This is a genomic window from Chloroflexus sp. MS-CIW-1 (assembly GCF_030444705.1).
Classification (GTDB): domain Bacteria; phylum Chloroflexota; class Chloroflexia; order Chloroflexales; family Chloroflexaceae; genus Chloroflexus.
In genome coordinates, this window is the sequence record NZ_JAUBWR010000001.1 from 197,555 (window position 1) to 215,981 (window position 18,427).

Genomic DNA, 18,427 nt, shown 5'->3' on the forward strand with positions numbered 1-18,427 from the left:
ACAAGGGAAGAGGAAGGGGGAAGTGGCTACGATTGCGCTGGTCACCACCGGACGATGCGCGGGGGTGCAGCACGCTGAACACCTACTCGTAACGTAATGCTTCAATCGGTGGTAATAACGCTGCCCGGCGCGCCGGATAGTAGCCGAATCCAACGCCGATAGCCGATGCAAATGTCAAAGCCAGGATAATTCCGATCCACGAGATACCGGTATTGATTCCGCTAAACGTGCTGATAAGCCAGACGATCCCAATTGCGCCGATGACCCCGATCAAACTCCCTACCAGGCTTAGCGCAACTGCTTCCATCACAAACTGACCGAGCACATCGCCATCGCTAGCACCCAGTGCCTTACGCACCCCAATCTCACGGGTACGTTCGGTTACCGCCACCAGCATAATGTTCATAATACCGATGCCGCCGACAACGAGGCTGATCCCGGCGACCACAGCAATAAACCCGGTAATGGCAGTGCTGATCCCGGCCAGTACATTCAGCGCCTGCGTTGGGGTCTGCAAGTTGAAGTCGTTGATAGCGCCATCGGGAACGTTGCGTGCAGCACGCAGTGTACGTTCGATCAACGCTACAGCTTCATTAACCTGCTTCTCGCTCTGCAAACCGAGCAGAATGCTGCTCATCCGCAATCCACGCCCCGGCAGATCGAGATCACCGATCAGGCGAAGCCGCATGGTGCTGACCGGAGTAAAAATTCGACTGTCGGTCGAGAAAGGGCCACCGTTTTCGTTGATGATGCCAACGATCTCGATTGGTTGACCGTTAATCTCTACAGTTTGCCCAATCACATCGCGCAATGCTGCTTTGTCGGCGCCGAAGAGATCACGGGCCACCAACCATCCCAAGACACCTACTCGTGCCCCTTCTGCCTCATCAGCCGGAGTGAGGAACCGTCCGTGAAGCATCGGCGTGCGTTGGACCTGTGGATAATCGGCGCTGGTACCGACCAACAACGTTTGTAAAGACACCGCACCGGCGCGTACTCGGGTGTTGACCGTGATTTCTGGCGCAATCGCCCGAAAGATGTCAGGGTGATTGGACACTAACGTGTTCAGCACCTGGTAGTCCTGGAGCGAGAGCAAGCCATAGCCGGGAACATCACGCGCCCCTTTCGCCCGAGGATCACCCGGTGTTACCGCAATGCGCCGTGTGCCCAAATCAACAAATTGTTCAAACACCTGCCCCTGTAACGCATTCCCCAGCGATAACACAGCTACCAGGGTACCGGCGCCAATAATGACACCCAGCATGGTCAGCAATGAACGAAACTTATTGGCGCGCAGGCTATCGAAAGCCATTCCAATCAACTCGGTGAGCATAGGCTCCTCTGTGCATTTGTGAAGTTCTCGCAACAATGTCGCTCAAGAGATGTATCCGTTACAGCTCTGCGGAACGTGCGACTACATGTTCCGGCAGACCATCCTCACCCCTGCCCCCTCTCGCACGAGAGGGAGCAGTGCCAAAACGAACTGGGTAAGCAACAGAGGTGAAGATCAGAGACACGAGGCGTACAGGGTAACGCCGTTTTGCTAAGCGGCTTCTTCAGTTGGTCGGCGCACCACCGGTACCGGTACCGGTTCAAGACCGTGCGACCGCTCAACCTCTTCCAAGACCTCAACACCGTAGTACTCGCTAAGAATGTTATCAACCAGTCGTCCATCGCGCAGCCCAATGACGCGATCCATATGCCGACCAATCTCAGGATCGTGGGTCACGATAATGATCGTGCGCCCCTGATCGCGATTGAGTTGGCGGAAGAGCGCCAGAATCTCGGCGCCGGTACGAGTATCGAGAGCGCCGGTTGGCTCATCGGCCAGAATAATGGCCGGATCGTGCACTAATGCACGCGCAATTGCCACGCGCTGCTTTTGACCACCTGACAGCGTGTTGGGCAGACTGTCACGTTTGTGGCCCAGACCTACTGCCTCTAATGCAGCTCTTGCCCGTTCAGCTCGTTCACGGGCACTGACCCGCCCGTAGACCAGCGGCAATTCGACATTCTTCTGCGCAGTCAGCCGGGGGAGGAGATTGAAGTTCTGAAAAACGAAGCCTAATTTGCGATTGCGAATACGCGCCTGTTCGTGACGGCTCAGGCGTGAGACATCCATTCCATCAAGGATGTACTCTCCGCTCGTTGGGTTATCGAGCAGCCCAATGATCGTCATCAGCGTGCTCTTCCCGCTTCCCGACGGCCCCATAATCGCCACCATCTCACCTTCTTCAATCGTCAGGCTTATATCGTCAAGGGCAACAAACTCGCCATCACCGGTCGGGAATGTCTTACGAATGTTGCGCAGCTCGACAATCGGACGACCAATATATTCTGTCATTGCCGATCACTCCTTGCTAGTGGAAGAATAGGCGTTAGCCTTCATCTGACGGCTAACGCACAACAACCTGCTCACCCTCAGCCAGACCACTCTGAATTTCTACCAAACCGTTAGCCCGCAAGCCAACCAGCACAGCGCGTTCGCTGATCGTGCGCTGGCCGTTTGCATCGACTGTCACAACATCAACCAGCGTCTTAGCACCAACATTACGCACCGCACTTGCCGGAACCTGCAACACATTGGTGCGCGTCGCCGCAATAATTGACGCACTCGTTGTCATACCCGGTCGTACCGGTTGACCGGACGGATCGAAGGCAATCGTCACTCGATAGGCAGTTACACCATTCGTACCGGCAGGCAGTGGCTCGATATTCACTACTTCACCGCGGAACGGCGGTGCGGAAAGGGCATCAACCCTTACCTCAACCGGCTGCCCTACGTTGACGCGGGCAATATCAACTTCGTCAACCGTCACCTTGACCAGGTATCGGCTAACATCAATCAACACAACTGGCGCCTGATTAGATACAGTTTCACCAGGTGCGACATTAACGGCAGCGACCATACCGGCAAAGGGAGCCCGGAGCGTCGCTTCTTCCAGGCGAATGCGCGCTGCTTCCAGTTGAGCCTGAGCCTGAGCCAGACGCGCTTCGGCACGAGCCAGATCACTGGCCCGCGGATCGGCGGTTAACTGAGCCAGCCGGGCCTGTGCGGCTGCCAGTTGTGCCTGTTGAGCAGCAATCGTGTTTTGGCGTGCCGCACCGGTCAGTCGGGCCAATTCAGCCTCGGCGCGGGCCAGTTGAGCACGTGCAGCGGCAATCGCATCTTTGTCTGGCCCGGCTAGTAAGGCATCAAGATCGGCTTTGGCGCTGGCCACCCGTGCTTCAGCGGCTGCCAGACCGCTGATCTCGTTTTGCACAGCCGTCTGATATGCAATCTGCGCCTGTGCCAGTGCTGCTTCAGCATCGGCTAGCGCTCGTGCTGCCCGTTCAAATGCCCGCTCGTAGTCACGCTGTTCGGCATCATTGAGTGGGCGTCCGGTACGGGGATCAGTACCCTTTGCCTTCACATGCTCCCAGTTCCAGTAGGCATCGCTATAGGCACTTTGCGCATTGCGGAGCGCGTTTGCCTGCGCTTCAACACGGGCCTGAGCCTCTGCTTTGGCAGCCGACAGCAGCTCGCGCTGCCGGTCAAGCTCGGCCCGAGCCTGCACAAGCGCCGCTTCTGACCGTGTCCGCTGTTCACTTGTCGCACCATTTAATAACTTCTGCAATCGCTCGCGGGCTTCAACAACCGCAGCCTGCGCCGCAGCAATATCACTTGGCGTTACACTGGCCTGCGTTTGTGCCAAACCGGCCTGAGCAGCGGCTACCAGTGCCTCAGCTTCGGCGCGCTGTTCGGGCGTAGCACGCTCGCGCAACGCCTGCAAATCGGCCCGCGCCAGCGCTACCGCAGCCTCAGCCGCCGCAACGTCGGCGCGCAACTGACGATCATCAAGCCGTAACAATGGATCGCCAGCGGCAACCATTTGCCCAACTGTTACCAGTACCTCTTGCACTCGACCAGGGAGGGTCAGACTCAACTCGGCGGTCTGGTTTGGTTCAACTGAACCGGTTGCTTTAACCGTAAGCTGCAAATCGCCGCGAGTAACCGGCGCCAGCGTGAGATTAGCCAATGAATCGGAGATTGTCGTGGTGGAAAAGCGCAGCAGAATAGTCGCGAGTACTGCGATCAGCAAAACGCCTGCAATTAACATCGGCCAGGAAAGACGTGGTAAACCAAAACGAGGTCGGGCCTGGGGTAATGTACTCATTCCTTCACTCCCTCCAAAGGATACGGTGCGACTCGCGTACTGACACCGTACAGAAAAAGCTCAACCAAAAGATTCGGTGATACCGGGCCAACCCACTCTGCCATAGGGCCTGGCGGGGTTAGTTCATGAAACGCCTCACAGAGGTTGAGAAACAACATCGTCGCCATCTCCGGTGAGATATGCTCTCGGATCAGGCCATGGGCAACCGCGTCACGCATCACACGCACGAGTGGCTTAAAGAGATGATGGTAAAACGCTGCACTCAACTGGCGCCGAGCTGGCTCGTCGAGATGCTCCATCATCTCGTGCCGCATCATGCGCATGTCACCCTCGTAACCGGTCACCAGGACGGTTGCCATAGCACGCAACCGTTCATCGATAGGCCGGTCAGCAGTAGCCAGCCCGGTCAGTGGTTGACTCATTCCTGCCAGCACGCGCAACCCCATTTGCACAAAGAGTTCCTCTTTGTCTTTGAAGTAGTAGTACAGGGTTGGCTTTGTAACTCCAGCAGCCTGCAGGATGTCATTGATAGAAACTGCTCGATAGCCACGCTGCATGAAGAGTTGGGCCGCCACATCGAGAATACGCAATGCGGTAGGGCTATCACTAATGCGTGGATCGGGCATCACATCGGCTTCGGTCATTTTTAAAACATCAATCTAGTAAATTCTTACCAACCGGTCAGTAATATACCACGGCGCAGATATTTTGTCAACATATTGCAAAGATTTTGTCCATTTTTGTGAGTGAGAAGGGGGTGGGTATCGTCCTCACCTTCCCCCCAACCCCCTTCCTCTCCCACGCTGTGGGAGAGGAGGGGGGAGGTTGCGCCCGCCCCTTCCCCCTAGCCCTCATCCGCGCTCACAGGGGGAGGTTGGGTGTTAGGGCAGGTTGGGTTGGTCGCTTTGCCCGACTTCCGCTCCCCGGTTCGGGAGCGAACGGGGTGATCTGCAGGAAGCGAACATGAGATCGTTGCCATACCAGTAGGGACAGACGCCAACCCGGTCTCGATAGCTTGTTGAGATAGGCTAATATTGTTGGAACGATGGAGCAGATTCGATGCCCGGCTTTACCATGATTCTCGCCGATATCGGATAAGTGAGCAACGACGAGATTAACTTTGAACGAGAGCGCGGACTGACTGAATCAGCGGGCTACGGTAGCGGCAGCGGGCAATGGCATATGCGGCAGAGGCAAAATTGCGCTTGTACTGCATCACACCTTCGATCCCGGCGCTGGTGTTGAGGTCGTAATAGCGAAACCCGCGCGCCGCAGCATCGCGGGCAATTTCAACATCGAGCACGACCATCGCTCGTCGCTTGAGGGCTTCGTTGGTAACAGTGCCATGCCATGCAGTAACGTGTTGATTCCAATAGAAAGCCAGCGTACCACCAACGACAGCGCCATCTAGTTCGACCACCCACAGCGTGATCTCGTTGGGATAGCGCCGCTCGAAGTCAAAGACGTGAGTAAAGAACTCCCACGGATACCCGTAGTGCTCATCTTCCCCCCAGCGTCGCACCGCTTCGCGGTAGGCGCGATAGTAGGCTTCATAGTCGGCAAGCGATGTTGCCCGCCGAATACGTACTCCTTCACGCAGACCCCGCCGATAGTTGGTACGCGCACTCTTGTCAAAGCGACTAAAGATACTTTCAAAGTCTTGATCAAGATGGATGAGATACGTAATCTCATTGGCGAACTGGTAAGTCGTATCCACGGTTTCTGGTGGCGCCAACGGGTTTGCCAGGTAATAGAAGTTGCTAATATCCCAACGGTAGACCTGCCGATAGAGTTTAGCCGCATCTGTAGCGCTCAGCGGGCCATCGGCAATAATTCCACCGTAGCATCCTTCAAAGGTTGACATCAGCGATGCGAATGGACCGAAGCGCCGAATCTCAAGTAATGGCAACACAGCACGGGTGCCATTAGGAAAGATAGCGGCAATCGTCCGATCTCGCACCATACAGTTAACCTCACATGCCAGTTCTGTCCAGAGTGGGGTGTGGAAGAAGGTGGCATACGAGCAAGCGCGGGCGATTTCCCACCAGCATTGCGGTTCAACTGGTTGAATGATACGCATTCTGTTCCTCAGCCTAACTTCCGAAGCATCCGTCGTGAGTTGTTGTACCACATCGATAAAGCCCAGAATCAGGGAAATATTCCCTAATTGGTGTGACAATGTTGTTAGAAAAAAGCGTTCGGGACTGAGGCAATCTGAGATCGGGTAAACCCTGTGGAGGCTGCGTTGAACCAATGCGGCAGGAGAGTCGGCGCTTATTCGGAACGAGGGTCGCTGTGCAACGAATTTAGAGCACGGCTGGCGCCCTCACCTTCCCCCCAGCCCCCTTCCTCTCCCTTTGAGGGAGAGGAAGGGGGAGGTTGCTCCCTCACCCTCCCCCCAGCCCCCGTCCGCGCCCACGGGGAGCGGAAAGGTGTGATTAGGCGTCAGAGCGGCTGAGGTTGGCCGACACGCCTCACAGTCATTCCCACGTGGCGAGAAGCAGGGGGAGGTAGAGCAGATGATCACCGTTTACACGGGAAGATGAGCGCTCCCTCAACGTTACTGGTGATTAGGAAACCCGCTTCTCCGTCCTCTCTCCTAATTTTCTCCATCACGATTGATCGGGTAGGAAAAGCACTTTGAAACGTTTTGATATGCTATAATTACATAAACGCCTATTCCTACCAAACCAACGCCGATGACCTACGAACAGAATATTGCCATCGACATTCCAGCCGACGAAGCAACCTCCCTCCTGCCCCTCCTGCAGCAGGGCGGCTTCACGACCCAACCGATCCAGCGGCGCGACCTCGACTGGCAGACCATCGTCGTGGTGATCCGCGACCTCGGCGAGATTGCCGGGAGGGAAGAATAATCGCTATGAGTCGCCAAGTTGTCAACGCCGATAAACCACATCGCTGGAAGAAAGATATTGCGGCGTCGGTTGACTATTTCAACCAATGGTTTGTCGTCTTTGCGCCTGAGACGTTTCGAATGACACGGGTAGTCACAACTGAACATGTTATCCGTGCGCTTCACGTAACGGATGATCTGCGTCGCCTCGATGTGACCACACTGCGTTCACATCCTGGCATACTCCCTACGCTGCGCATGTGTACTGCACCACCGCTCGCCGTTGACCGACTCGTTGGACTGACAGGCGTCAGCAGGAACTTGATTGAACGATTAGAACAGGATGAACTACCAGACAGAATTGTGTCTACTGACCTCGATAGAGCGTTGACGAAAATCTGTGATATTCTTTCACAATTGTTAGATCGGGATATTTTCCCATGGCTGGTCAGTGGCACGACACCAAACGACCAGGAACGTGACCGATCCGCAACTATTATCGCCGACAGGCGATGCAGCTCAGTAGCAAATCCAATCATTCGCAATGCCCAAGAGCAACGACAGCTCACCTTAATCGGTAAATATCTCGAACAGCTCGGCTATCGCAAACAGCCACACCCTTTAGAAAAGCCAATTACAGAAATGGAAGCAGGAACATTCACTTTTCATTTGAAAGTCCTTGTTGGTACAATACACAAAGTAAATATTCCGATTGATGTTGTTATTCAACCAGTCCAACCACGACAAGATCGGTTGCCAGTGCTGATTGAAGCCAAATCAGCGGGTGATTTCACGAATACGAACAAGCGCCGTAAGGAAGAGGCAATGAAGGTTCGCCAGTTAAGGGAGACCTTTGGGCAAAACGTGACCTTCGTACTCTTCCTGTGCGGATATTTTGGTAGCGACTACCTTGGTTACGTTGCGGCTGAAGGTATCGATTGGGTTTGGGAACACCGAATCGATGAATTGAAACATCTAGGGCTGTAGAGGATGATATGCTAGCAAACGACGTGCGTCCGATTGAATTGCAGCGACAGGCCTTCCAGGCTGCGTTCGATATAAGCAAACCTGCGACCGAGCGAAACCGCCTTGGTCAGTTTGCAACTCCTTATCCTCTCGCAGTCGAGATAACTCGTTATGTTAAACGTATTGCAGGAAGCAAGCTCCCAACGATCCGCTTCGCTGATCCTGCGCTCGGTACTGGCAGTTTCTTTTCTGCTGCGCTTGCAGTGTTTGGTCAAGAGCGGATTATCTCGGCGATTGGTATCGAGCTCGACCCGACATTGTGTGATGCCGCCCGCGACCTGTGGGCGCTGTCTGGTCTCGATGTTGTGCAGGAAGATTTTACTCGGATCATCGACGGTTTTCCCCGATCGGTTTCGCCCAACCTGATCCTTGCCAACCCACCGTATGTGCGCCATCATCATCTCAGTTGTGAAGAAAAAGAACGACTACGTGCACTGACATTTCGCCTAACCGGCGTTCAGGTGCATGGTCTCGCAGGACTGTACGTCTACTTCGTGTTGCTGGCAACTGCATGGATGGCAGATGGCGGTTACGCCGCTTGGCTGATTCCTTCAGAGTTTATGGATGTTAACTATGGTGTGGCACTGAGACATTATCTAACCGACCAGGTCACGCTGATGCGGGTTCACCGCTTCGATCCGGCAGACGTGCAGTTCAGCGATGCGCTGGTATCATCGGCTGTGCTGGTATTCTACAAGACTCCACCACCTGCCGATCACGTCGTTGAGTTTACCTTCGGAGGCACGCTGTTAAGCCCGAGGGTCGGTGACAGCATACCTCTCCAACAGCTTCGTCATGCACGGAAATGGACGGTTTACCCGTATAATCCACAGACTGATCGCTGGCTATCGAGTACCAATGATGACCTAACGTTGGGCGATCTCTTTCACATCCGGCGCGGGATTGCAACAGGCGCTAATCGGTTTTTCATCCTCGAACGTCGTATAGCCGAGCAACGAAGATTTCCACCTTGCTGCCTGCGTCCCATCCTGCCAGCTCCCCGCTTCCTAAAAACAACAGTCATTACGTCAGATCAGGAAGGCTATCCTCTCATCGAACCACAACTGTGCATTATTGACTGTGATCTGCCGGAATCGGTGTTATGTGAGCAGTTCCCGACACTCTGGGAGTATCTCCAGACTGCCGAGACACTCGGAATCAGGCATGGCTACCTGATCGACCGGCGAAAACCCTGGTATCGCCAGGAACAGCGTGATCCGGCGCCGTTCCTCTGCACATACATGGGACGTGGTGTCGGGACAAAGCGGCCATTCCGGTTTATCTGGAACCAATCGCACGCGATTGCAACCAATCTCTACCTGATGCTCTACCCAAAGGGCGGACTGGAGCGCCTCTTGCAGCAGCACCCTGATGCTGCTGCCGATGTGTTTGCACTGCTTTCACAAGTGACCGGGGATGAATTGCGGAGTGAAGGGCGAGTCTATGGGGGAGGTCTCCATAAGATTGAACCGGGCGAACTCGCCCGCATTTCAGCATTGGCGTTTGTCGAGCGCTGGCCTGAATTGCGTACATCGTCACACCATCAGTACACCTTGTTTGATGGTTGAGGATGTTCGTTGGAAAAAGATAGCACAACACGAATACGGCTTGAAGCGTCATGTTCATAGAGCCAGCCAATCTATCGGTAATGATCGAACATGAGACTGTACGACCGATGACGCCGATTGCAAGCCAATCCGAAGGGTACCCTCCGCAAGCCCGACGATGAAGAAGTCCGTGAGACTAGTCTGGCTGCAACGCTTGATCGCTCGTCCAACGTGCTGCCGGACTGCGTAATGCGCCGTTGCCCTACTGTCGTTCTTCCTCGCTGATCTCACGTGTGGCGCAAGCGATTGCACGCATCGAAGCAGAGACGCTTGAAACCGTTGTGCACCACGGGTTGACGGAATAGAACGGCACTGCTGACTACACTCATATCGATGAGAACATCATCAGGGGGGATGGTGGATCAATTGCCCTAGCGTCGGGTGGATGATTCCTGCCTCTTTATGCAGCGTTTCGTTCCAAGTAGGTAACATAGCAGCCCTTCTTTTCCCTTCTCGATCCTCACTCGCTCACCTCCCCCTTCCGTTCCTCGGCAAGGAGCGGAAGATGGACTGAGCAGACAAACTATCACCCCCTTCCTATTCCCCTGATGGGAGCGGAAGGGGGCTGAGGGGAAGGTGAGGGGCGCTACGGATTTACTACGAAGTCGAATTCACATACCCCTGCAACTGTGGGTGTAACGCCGGATCACGGAGCTTTCGTAACGCTTCGTGTTCGAGCTGACGCACACGCTCACGAGTGAGGTGGAGCCGCTGACCAATCTGTTCCAGCGTATGTATCTGTTCACCGTCTAGCCCGTAGCGCAGGCGCAGAATGTTGCGTTCGCGCGGTGAAAGCTGCTTTAACGCTTGCTGCACATCGGCTTGCAGCATTGCCTCACTGACCTCATCGAACGGTGTGGGCTGGAGCGGATCGGTCAGAATCTCGGCCAGCGCACCACTACCATCGTCGGTATGGGGTTCATCGAGAGATGTTGGCGTCAGACAGGCTTGCTCGGCCCGTTCCACCTGCTCAACAGTCAGACCAGACGCTTCCGCCAGCTCCTCAAGGGTTGGTTCACGGTCAAGTTTCTGCGCCAGTTCCTGGCGTAAACGTGACAGACGGCTGATCCGTTCGCCGAGATGGACCGGCAGACGCACTGTGCGACTGTGATCGGCGATGGCGCGGCCAATGCTCTGCCGAATCCAGTAGGTGGCATACGTTGAAAACTTTAAGCCACGACTGGCATCGAATTTATCGACGGCGCGCATAAGCCCGACACTTCCTTCTTGAATCAGATCGAGCAGGGTCAGCCCGTGGCCCTGGTAGCGCCGGGCGATACTGACAACCAACCGCAGGTTAGAGTTAATCAACTGAGCCCGTGCCTGTTCACCGGCATGGACTTGCGCCATCAGGCGCTGTTTCTCGGCAACCGGCAGCAACGGTTCGTTATTCAGTCGTTCAGTGGCACGGCGTCCCTGCGCGATGGTTTGGGCCAGTTGCTGCTCTTGCTCGAACGTGAGCAGTGGTTCGGCACCAATTTCATTCAGGTAAAGCACAATCGGATCGGATGCATTGCGGCCAATTGTGGTTGGGTTACTCATTACACCTCCTTGAGCACCGGTACTACCTGCCGGTGTCTGCCATCTCAACCGCTTGCAGGTTACTTGTATGACGTTGTGTTGACCGCTGCGGTTTCCAACAGCACATTATGTTGCCGTTGCGCTGACGGCACGGGGATGGTGGCACCGGTGTTGAAGTGCCGTCATGCATACGCTGATACCTGCGAGTGGCGAGTGAGGGGGAAGATTGTGAATCAGGTGGTTACACTCGCTACCCATCGAAACAAAGTATCGATGGGTAGCATAAAGAGAAGGTTAAAGAAAGATGAGAAAACGATGAGTATTTAGCGTTCGTTCAACGCAAGCTCGCGGCGCTTCTTCTCACGCCGCCGGTCATCGGCGCTCAGCAGGCGCTTGCGGATACGCCACCCTTTGGGAGTCACTTCAACCAGCTCGTCGTCGCCGATATATTCAATAGCGTCATCGAGTGATAGTTGTCGTGGTGGATCGATGCGGATCGTCTCGGCGCCACGATTATTACGCATGTTGGTCAGATGCTTTTCTTTACAGACATTCACTTCCAGATCGTTATCGCGGATATGTTGACCGACCACCATGCCTTCGTAAACTTCCTGACCGGGTGTGATGAAGAAAACGCCGCGATCTTGTAAAGCGTGAATAGCGTAAGTTGTCGCGACACCACTTTCAGCCGCAATCAGGCTGCCATTGGTACGCACCTCAATCTCACCGACGTAAGGTTCGTAGCCGAAGAAAATACTGTTCATAATACCGGTCCCGCGGGTAGCGGTGAGAAAGAGCTGACGAAAACCGAGCAAACCACGAGTTGGCACAAGATAGACGTAGTGAACAGAACCGTCTTCGGTAATGCGCATATCGCGCATCTGCCCCTGCCGCTTCCCCATCAGTTCAACGACTACGCCCTGATATTCACTGGCCACCTCGATCTCGACCAGCTCCATCGGTTCGAGGCGTGTGCCATCAGGTGCTTCACGGAAGATGACTTCTGGCTTCGAGACCTGAAACTCGTAGCCTTCGCGACGCATTGTTTCGATAAGGATGCCCAAGTGCAATTCACCACGTCCGGCAACGATGAAGACATCAGGGCTATCTGTCTCTTCAACACGCAGCGCGACATCACGTTCCATCTCTTGAAAGAGGCGTTCACGCAGTTTTCGCGACGTGACATACGTTCCCTCACGACCGGCGAAGGGGCTGGTGTTCACACCAAAGGTCATGCGCACCGTCGGTTCTTCGACCTTGATCGGTGGCAGCGCTTCGGGGGCGAGAGCATCAGCAATGGTATCACCAATGGCGGCATCAGCAACACCGGCAATCGCAATAATATCACCGGCTTGCGCCTGTTCCACTTCCTGACGTTCAAGTCCGTTGTAGACGAAAATCTGGCTCACTTTGACCGGTATAGTCGTGCCATCGCGGGTGATGCGCACCAGCGGCTGCCCTTTGCGAATAGTACCGCGCACCAGTCTGCCGGTAAGAATCTTGCCTTTGTACTCGTCGTAACTGCTGGTCGTTACCAAAAACTGCACCGGACCTTCAATATCAACAGTAGGCGGTGGAATGCGCTCAAGAATACACTCGAAAAGTGGTTCGAGCGAATCGTGCAACTTGAGCGGTGAGCGTCCGGCGTGACCGAGGAGCGCATTGGTATAGATGGTAGCAAATTCAGCTTGCTCATCGGTTGCCCCCAAATCAATGAAGAGATCGAAGGTCTCGTTGACAACGTGGTTGGGCCGGGCCTGGGGGCGGTCGATTTTGTTGACGACCACGATTGCCTGATGACCGGCCTGCAATGCCTTACGTAACACAAATTTCGTCTGCGGCATGGGGCCATCAACGGCATCGACCAACAAGAGCACGCCGTCAACCATGTTCATCACCCGTTCCACCTCGCCGCCGAAATCGGCATGGCCAGGGGTGTCAACAATGTTAATCTTCACCCCGCGGTAGGTCACAGCAGTGTTTTTAGCCAGAATGGTAATGCCGCGTTCGCGTTCGAGAGCATTGCTATCGAGGACGCGCTCCTCTACCTGTTGGTTGTGGCGGAAGATGCGGCTCTGTTTGAGCATTGCGTCAACCAACGTCGTTTTACCATGGTCAACGTGAGCAATTATTGCGATATTGCGCAGATCAGTTCGCTGTATCATACCCATTTCACTGTCGTTAGCCGTTAGATGCGTAAAAAACGCTCAGGTTCAACCTGAGCGCCAAGGCTACTGTCATTATACTCCAGGTTGCGCGATTACGCACGAGGGCAAAAAAGCTTCGCCTCTCCCGTCTATTCCGTTCATCACCCCGGCATCGGATCAGTCCGCACGATGCAACAGGACTAACCGCCAACAATTCAGATCACGAAAACGCCGGTACTGTAATGTATCAAGAACTGCATTGGCAATCGCCAGGCCCCGCCCTCTCTCTGCGTGGTCGGCGGGCAAGGTAAATCCGGTAGTCGGCATCGTCCAGGAACGCCCTTTATCTACTAGCCTCGCCTCAAGACTGGTCGGCGTGCAGCGGAGACGCAATTTGATCGGCGCATCACCGGGAACGACGGCGTGCTGTAAAATATTTGCAACCACTTCAGCCAGAGCGATGGTAAACCGAATCTGGATGTCGGGTGCAATATCGGTATTGGCCCAGAAAGCAACCAGGGCAGCGTGGAGTTGAGCAACTCCTTCTTCAGGCACAGGACTTAATTCATAGTTGTGCTCAATTCGATCCATACGTATCTCTTGCCCCGCTGCCTCACCTGCTGTTCAGATCGCGAGAGCTACGGGTAGGTTCAACCATCAGCTCACATCTCAGGTTCTCATGCTCTATCAACCGGCCTGCAACGCTTCGGCGACATTTGGGTACGGTCGCAAAACACGGTTAAGCGTTGTCAGTTCCAGCATTGCCATTGCCTGTGCCCCCACGCTCGCCAGACGTAGATCGCCGCCAGCCATGCGGGCCGCTTTCAGGCCACCAATCAGGGCGCCAAGCCCCGAACTATCAACAAAACTCACGTCACTCATGTCAATGACCAGCAACCGGAAGCCTTCTTGAACGGCCTTTGCCAGTCGTTGCTTGACCTCACTCGCCACTAACAGGTCAAGTCTACCTCGCAACTGCACCACTGCTGCCTGTTCACCCGCCGGATTGATTGTAATTTCCATCACTGCTCCTCGAATAATATCGTCTAGCATAGCGAATCTACTGCTCCTCTGGGGGTTGGTACAATGCGGCATCGATCACCACGCTGAGCATAATCAGATCGTACACTGCCCAGAAGACATTGACAAGTACCGGCATGCCATCGCTACGCCATCCTAATGCCAGTTGCGACAATCCTACGCCAATGGCCACTGTTATCAACACCATCATCAAAAGCTGCCAGCGCACTAACCCCAGATAACGTCCTGCCTGGCGCGTTTTTGGGGTGACGATAAACCCCAGCTTCTTGCCAAACCAGACGTTTGCCGCGGCAGTGACCACTGCTTTAATCCAAAGCGGAAAGAGCGCCAGGCTATATTGCTGACCACGCCAGGTCGGTCTCCCCCAACTGATAACGGCAAAGAGCAACTGATTGACGAGCAGATAAGGTGTCAGGCGCCAGAAGAATTCTGCTGAAAGAGCATTCACCGGCAACAAGCCAAACATGAGGAATAACACAGGCGCGATAAGGTAAATGACCGTCGGTACACCGGAAAAATAGCTCCACATCGTATCAAGATACGCGATACGTTGCCCGATACTCAACCCCGGCAACAGCAGTGGATTTTCACGTAAAAAGACCTGTATCGTTCCTTGCGCCCAGCGTAGACGCTGCTGCAACGCACTCCGTAAATCTTCTGGCGCCAGCCCATGGGCCAGAATCTCGTCGTGGTACACAGAACGCCAACCGGTCGCATGGAGACGCATTGAAGTTGACATATCTTCCGTCACCGAGATGGTCGAGATAGGTAGATAATCCATTGCCTCATTAACGAGCAGTGGAACAAGTTGGCGTACCGTCTCGATGGCGGCCAGTGGTGATCGATCACGCCTGGCGAGTTCAGCAAGGACAGCCTCATCGTGCAGCGAACGCATAATTTCAGCCGCTTCAGCCGCTTGGATTTCAGCCAGGTCGGCCATAATTTGCTGCAAGTCAGCAGCGACAACCATTCGGGCTGCTTCTTCGACCCGGTGCTGAAAGCGCTCAGTTACCTCTTGAAACGTATCACCACGATTCAGCTCTCGCCTGGCATCGCTGACGGCGCGACACAGCGCACGTAACGCCGGAGCGATCTGCTGCCGTTCTGTCCGCATCAACTTTCGTTGGGCGCGTCGTATCACGGTATCGGCTTCGCGCAATGCCCGCCGAATACGTCGCTCAACATCACGCACAAAGAAGTGAATGCCGGTACGGGCCAGCGCTTCACGTCGTAGCACGGCATTAGAGCCACAGAAAAACGCTGCGTTCCACCCATCTTTTCCTTGCTGAATTGGCCCGTAAAAAAGTGGCGCCTGGCTCCCAAACGGATCGCCGGGTGGCACATTAATGAAATACTGCGGTGTCTGCACGAATGCCACACGTGGATCGTTAAAATAGCCTAGCGTGCGATCCAGAATCTGCGGGAGTGGAACCTGATCGGCATCAAGCACCAGAATGTAGTCACCAGTTGTTTGCTCAAGTGCATTCATCAGGTTACCGGCTTTTGCGTGCCGATCAAAACCCTTCCACACCGCTGAGCGGGTGATATATCCACACCCCTCTTCACACGCCATTGCTCGCATGGCCGGATTGTCGCCATCATCAAGGAGGTACGTCTGGTGTGGATAACGAATCGCCACAGCCGCTCGCACAGTCTTGCGCACCAGTTCAACTGGTTCGTTGTAACAGGTAATGTAGACATCAACCCGTAATCCTGCCGGCGCTGGCGGTGGTTCACCCCGTTCACGCAAGCGAAAGACGGTCACCCCGAACAAGAAGCTGCTTATGTAACTGTACAGTTCTGCAGCGAACAGGGCAAGGGCGAAGAGCCAGGCGTCCCAGTTCAGCGAAGCGGTACCCCGCCAGAGCAAATAGTACGCCCCCAGCACCAGATTTGTCACAACCAGAATTTTGATTAAGCCGCGCCGAAATGCAGCCCATTCTTCCCGCCCCCAATCGATGAGGCGTTGTCGCGTAGGAGCGGTGGATACGACACGCATGTATCACCTCTTATCGCCGCCGCAACCAGCGAATGCGGATCACGAGTATTGCAGTTGCTACAAGCGCAATCAACAGGATCGCGCCAACGACCTGCCAGGCCGGGAATCGTTCGAGCAAGACAACTTCAACCCGCGGCGTTAATGTCTGGGGCGGCGCTGCCAGCGGTGACGACAACGAGAGTACGACGGGATCAGGATCGGCGGCGAGTTGGGCCTGATTGCCGCGTAACACCTGTAACAATTCTCGTTCACGCAATGCCTGCACACCAAGCCGTAAACCATCGCTATCTGTGGCATCGATCACCAGTACGTTCATACCGGCTTGCCAGGGAGACGGTACGATGCTCAGTGTTGCCGCCCTGGTGCGCCCCGGACGATACACAAACGGCATCTCGTTCGGATCGTTGATCATCGCCATCAGTGGATGACGCTCACGATGACCCAGTACTGCCAATGGCCCACGCCGATCATCCCCGACCTCGTTCGCCGTCAGCAACAACGGCGGGCGCATATCACCGATTGCGGCCCAACGACCAACGGCTGCGGCCAACTCTAGCCCGGCATGCACATCACCCAATGTCGGCTGATCGGGCAGTACCAGGCGAGCTTCCCTATCGGCGAGCAACGTTGCCGGGAAGCGACCAAGATCATGAGCGGCTGCCGGATCGCTAGGTAAACGCCAGGCCGACGTCGGCTCAACTACAGCCCAGGCAGCCGAAGTATCCACTTCTTCACAACCAATATTCGGCAGATCGAGATAGAGCCGTATCTGGAGATCAAGCCGACGGATCGGCGTACCTTCGAGATCGCTATTAAGCAGATCGGCGGGCAACGCAAACCGATACGATTCGGGTGAATTGGTTTCAATACGCAGACGCTGTGAACCGAGTGTAATCCCGTTGACAATCGCCGTTACCCAAGAGGTTTGCGCTGTCAGACCAGCCGCCGCTGTAATGTGCAGATCGAGCGTTCCCCCTACTCGCAAATCCCAATGCGCCGGTCGCTCGAAAGCAATGTCAATTTGATGTTCGCCTGCACCTGTCACTTTTCGACGCTCAACACCCAGTTGGGCAAAGCTAGCCGCGCCATCGCGCCATGCCGCTGCCCCTACCTGTGGTGGCGGTTGCGCAACGGCTACCACCGACATCGCCGGCAGTGGTCTGGTCAGGGCCAATGCCGCCTGTTGCAAAGCAGTTGGGGTTGCTCCGGCTACCAGTAATCGCGGTGGCGAAGTAGGCGCCAGCGCCAACAAACCGTGTTCAGCGGGCACTTCCTGTCCGTCCACTTCATACATTCTTCCGTTCCATCGCACCGATCCCCAATCGCCAGCCGGTAATGTTCCCAGAGCGACTACGATTGATGGTAGTTGACCAGGAATCGCATCAGCTACCGTCAGAACAGGGGCTTGCCGGGCTAACGCTGCCCAACGACCAATAGCAAACGCAACCCGACCAGCGGCAATCCGGGTCGCCGCTTCGTTCAACGGCGACAAGACAATCGTAGGCGGAGATCGCACCGTTGGCGCACTAAGAGGCAACGGCGCAAAGAGTGCAGCAAGATCGGCTAGCGTACCGGATTCAACCGGCTGTAGATCGATCTGCAACGTTGAATCGCCGTGGACAACTGTCCATAAAGCCGAATTTTGTACCTCCTCACATTCATCGTCAGTCAGACGCATATGCAGCCGGACCTGAATAAACAAACCCGGCCCATCGAAACCGGCAATCGGCAACTCGACCGACAGTTCTCCACCATCAGCATTATCTGGTGTTAGTCGCACACTGCTTAGCGCACGTCCATTCAAAACGACACTCAATGTCGAACGGTCGGCGCGCAACAGCGGGGAATGGGTAAAACGCAACGTCAGCCGACCATCGCTCAGCGGACGCAGACCGGTTGGGATCGGAAAATAGTAGTCGAGCACTGCATCAATACCGAATGCGGTGCGGTCACCGTAGCCCAAATCTGCGAAGCGAAGTACTGTGCCCTGCGCTGCCGTTGGCCTTGGGAAAACGAGCAACTGAGCGAGAAGGAAGAGCACCAGACTGAGGCGTATCATATTCTTGGCTACCATA

Annotated in this window: 14 protein-coding genes; 3 read left to right on the forward strand and 11 right to left on the reverse strand. The window is 55.1% G+C overall.

The genetic code is table 11. The features are described 5' to 3' along the window. Positions 1–82: 82 nt before the first annotated feature. From QTO31_RS00800 to QTO31_RS00820, 5 genes are all read right to left on the reverse strand, one after another. Positions 83–1,333: an ABC transporter permease gene (locus tag QTO31_RS00800; protein WP_301427786.1), complete on the reverse strand. Its 1,251-nt coding sequence runs from the start codon at positions 1,331–1,333 to the stop codon at positions 83–85. A gap of 210 nt (positions 1,334–1,543) precedes the next feature. Next, complete coding sequence (locus QTO31_RS00805; RefSeq protein WP_301427787.1) at positions 1,544–2,344, reverse strand: ABC transporter ATP-binding protein; 801 nt, start codon at positions 2,342–2,344, stop codon at positions 1,544–1,546. Positions 2,345–2,396: 52 nt separating this feature from the next. Next, the gene (locus QTO31_RS00810; protein WP_301427788.1) at positions 2,397–4,157 is read right to left on the reverse strand and encodes an efflux RND transporter periplasmic adaptor subunit; all 1,761 of its coding nucleotides are present in this window, start codon (positions 4,155–4,157) and stop codon (positions 2,397–2,399) included. Further along, on the reverse strand, positions 4,154–4,801 hold the full coding sequence (locus tag QTO31_RS00815; RefSeq protein ID WP_301427789.1) for a TetR/AcrR family transcriptional regulator: 648 nt from the start codon (positions 4,799–4,801) through the stop codon (positions 4,154–4,156). The genes QTO31_RS00810 and QTO31_RS00815 overlap by 4 nt, the downstream gene beginning before the upstream one ends. A gap of 470 nt (positions 4,802–5,271) precedes the next feature. Next, positions 5,272–6,237, reverse strand: coding sequence for a GNAT family N-acetyltransferase (locus QTO31_RS00820; RefSeq protein WP_301427790.1), 966 nt, complete (start codon positions 6,235–6,237; stop codon positions 5,272–5,274). Positions 6,238–6,856: 619 nt separating this feature from the next. Here QTO31_RS00820 and QTO31_RS00825 point away from each other — a divergent pair. From QTO31_RS00825 to QTO31_RS00835, 3 genes are read left to right on the forward strand one after another with little or no spacing between them, the layout of a single operon-like run. Beyond that, positions 6,857–7,033, forward strand: a complete 177-nt coding sequence (locus QTO31_RS00825; RefSeq protein WP_301427791.1) for a hypothetical protein — start codon at positions 6,857–6,859, stop codon at positions 7,031–7,033. A gap of 5 nt (positions 7,034–7,038) precedes the next feature. After that, positions 7,039–7,998: a XamI family restriction endonuclease gene (locus QTO31_RS00830; RefSeq protein WP_301427792.1), complete on the forward strand. Its 960-nt coding sequence runs from the start codon at positions 7,039–7,041 to the stop codon at positions 7,996–7,998. Positions 7,999–8,006: 8 nt separating this feature from the next. Continuing rightward, a complete protein-coding gene (locus QTO31_RS00835) occupies positions 8,007–9,605 on the forward strand; it encodes an Eco57I restriction-modification methylase domain-containing protein (protein ID WP_301427793.1) in 1,599 nt (532 codons plus the stop codon). A 636-nt stretch (positions 9,606–10,241) separates the two neighbouring features. Here the strand turns inward: QTO31_RS00835 and QTO31_RS00840 are convergent. The 6 genes from QTO31_RS00840 to QTO31_RS00865 form a co-directional block, all read right to left on the reverse strand. Then, on the reverse strand, positions 10,242–11,186 hold the full coding sequence (locus QTO31_RS00840; protein WP_301427794.1) for an RNA polymerase sigma factor RpoD/SigA: 945 nt from the start codon (positions 11,184–11,186) through the stop codon (positions 10,242–10,244). 302 nt (positions 11,187–11,488) lie between these two features. Beyond that, positions 11,489–13,330, reverse strand: a complete 1,842-nt coding sequence (typA, locus tag QTO31_RS00845; protein WP_301427795.1) for a translational GTPase TypA — start codon at positions 13,328–13,330, stop codon at positions 11,489–11,491. A 159-nt stretch (positions 13,331–13,489) separates the two neighbouring features. Next, complete coding sequence (locus tag QTO31_RS00850) at positions 13,490–13,903, reverse strand: ATP-binding protein (protein ID WP_035419693.1); 414 nt, start codon at positions 13,901–13,903, stop codon at positions 13,490–13,492. 96 nt (positions 13,904–13,999) lie between these two features. Then, positions 14,000–14,335 (reverse strand): STAS domain-containing protein, encoded by a 336-nt coding sequence (locus QTO31_RS00855; RefSeq protein ID WP_031460727.1) that lies wholly within the window; start codon positions 14,333–14,335, stop codon positions 14,000–14,002. Positions 14,336–14,372: 37 nt separating this feature from the next. Continuing rightward, complete coding sequence (locus tag QTO31_RS00860) at positions 14,373–16,352, reverse strand: glycosyltransferase (protein ID WP_301427796.1); 1,980 nt, start codon at positions 16,350–16,352, stop codon at positions 14,373–14,375. Positions 16,353–16,362: 10 nt separating this feature from the next. Next, complete coding sequence (locus QTO31_RS00865) at positions 16,363–18,426, reverse strand: cellulose biosynthesis cyclic di-GMP-binding regulatory protein BcsB (protein ID WP_301427797.1); 2,064 nt, start codon at positions 18,424–18,426, stop codon at positions 16,363–16,365. Between the last annotated feature and the right edge of the window lies 1 nt (position 18,427).

Bases quoted from the DNA above. Each gene is read 5' to 3' on its own strand.
- QTO31_RS00815 (WP_301427789.1), bottom strand. From the start codon at position 4,801: ATGACCGAAGCCGATGTGATGCCCGATCCACGCATTAGTGATAGCCCT.
- QTO31_RS00835 (WP_301427793.1), top strand. From the start codon at position 8,007: ATGCTAGCAAACGACGTGCGTCCGATTGAATTGCAGCGACAGGCCTTC.
- typA (WP_301427795.1), bottom strand. From the start codon at position 13,330: ATGATACAGCGAACTGATCTGCGCAATATCGCAATAATTGCTCACGTT.
- QTO31_RS00860 (WP_301427796.1), bottom strand. From the start codon at position 16,352: ATGCGTGTCGTATCCACCGCTCCTACGCGACAACGCCTCATCGATTGG.
- QTO31_RS00865 (WP_301427797.1), bottom strand. From the start codon at position 18,426: ATGGTAGCCAAGAATATGATACGCCTCAGTCTGGTGCTCTTCCTTCTC.
- QTO31_RS00805 (WP_301427787.1), bottom strand. From the start codon at position 2,344: ATGACAGAATATATTGGTCGTCCGATTGTCGAGCTGCGCAACATTCGT.
- QTO31_RS00855 (WP_031460727.1), bottom strand. From the start codon at position 14,335: ATGGAAATTACAATCAATCCGGCGGGTGAACAGGCAGCAGTGGTGCAG.
- QTO31_RS00810 (WP_301427788.1), bottom strand. From the start codon at position 4,157: ATGAGTACATTACCCCAGGCCCGACCTCGTTTTGGTTTACCACGTCTT.
- QTO31_RS00825 (WP_301427791.1), top strand. From the start codon at position 6,857: ATGACCTACGAACAGAATATTGCCATCGACATTCCAGCCGACGAAGCA.
- QTO31_RS00850 (WP_035419693.1), bottom strand. From the start codon at position 13,903: ATGGATCGAATTGAGCACAACTATGAATTAAGTCCTGTGCCTGAAGAA.
- QTO31_RS00840 (WP_301427794.1), bottom strand. From the start codon at position 11,186: ATGAGTAACCCAACCACAATTGGCCGCAATGCATCCGATCCGATTGTG.
- QTO31_RS00830 (WP_301427792.1), top strand. From the start codon at position 7,039: ATGAGTCGCCAAGTTGTCAACGCCGATAAACCACATCGCTGGAAGAAA.
- QTO31_RS00820 (WP_301427790.1), bottom strand. From the start codon at position 6,237: ATGCGTATCATTCAACCAGTTGAACCGCAATGCTGGTGGGAAATCGCC.
- QTO31_RS00800 (WP_301427786.1), bottom strand. From the start codon at position 1,333: ATGCTCACCGAGTTGATTGGAATGGCTTTCGATAGCCTGCGCGCCAAT.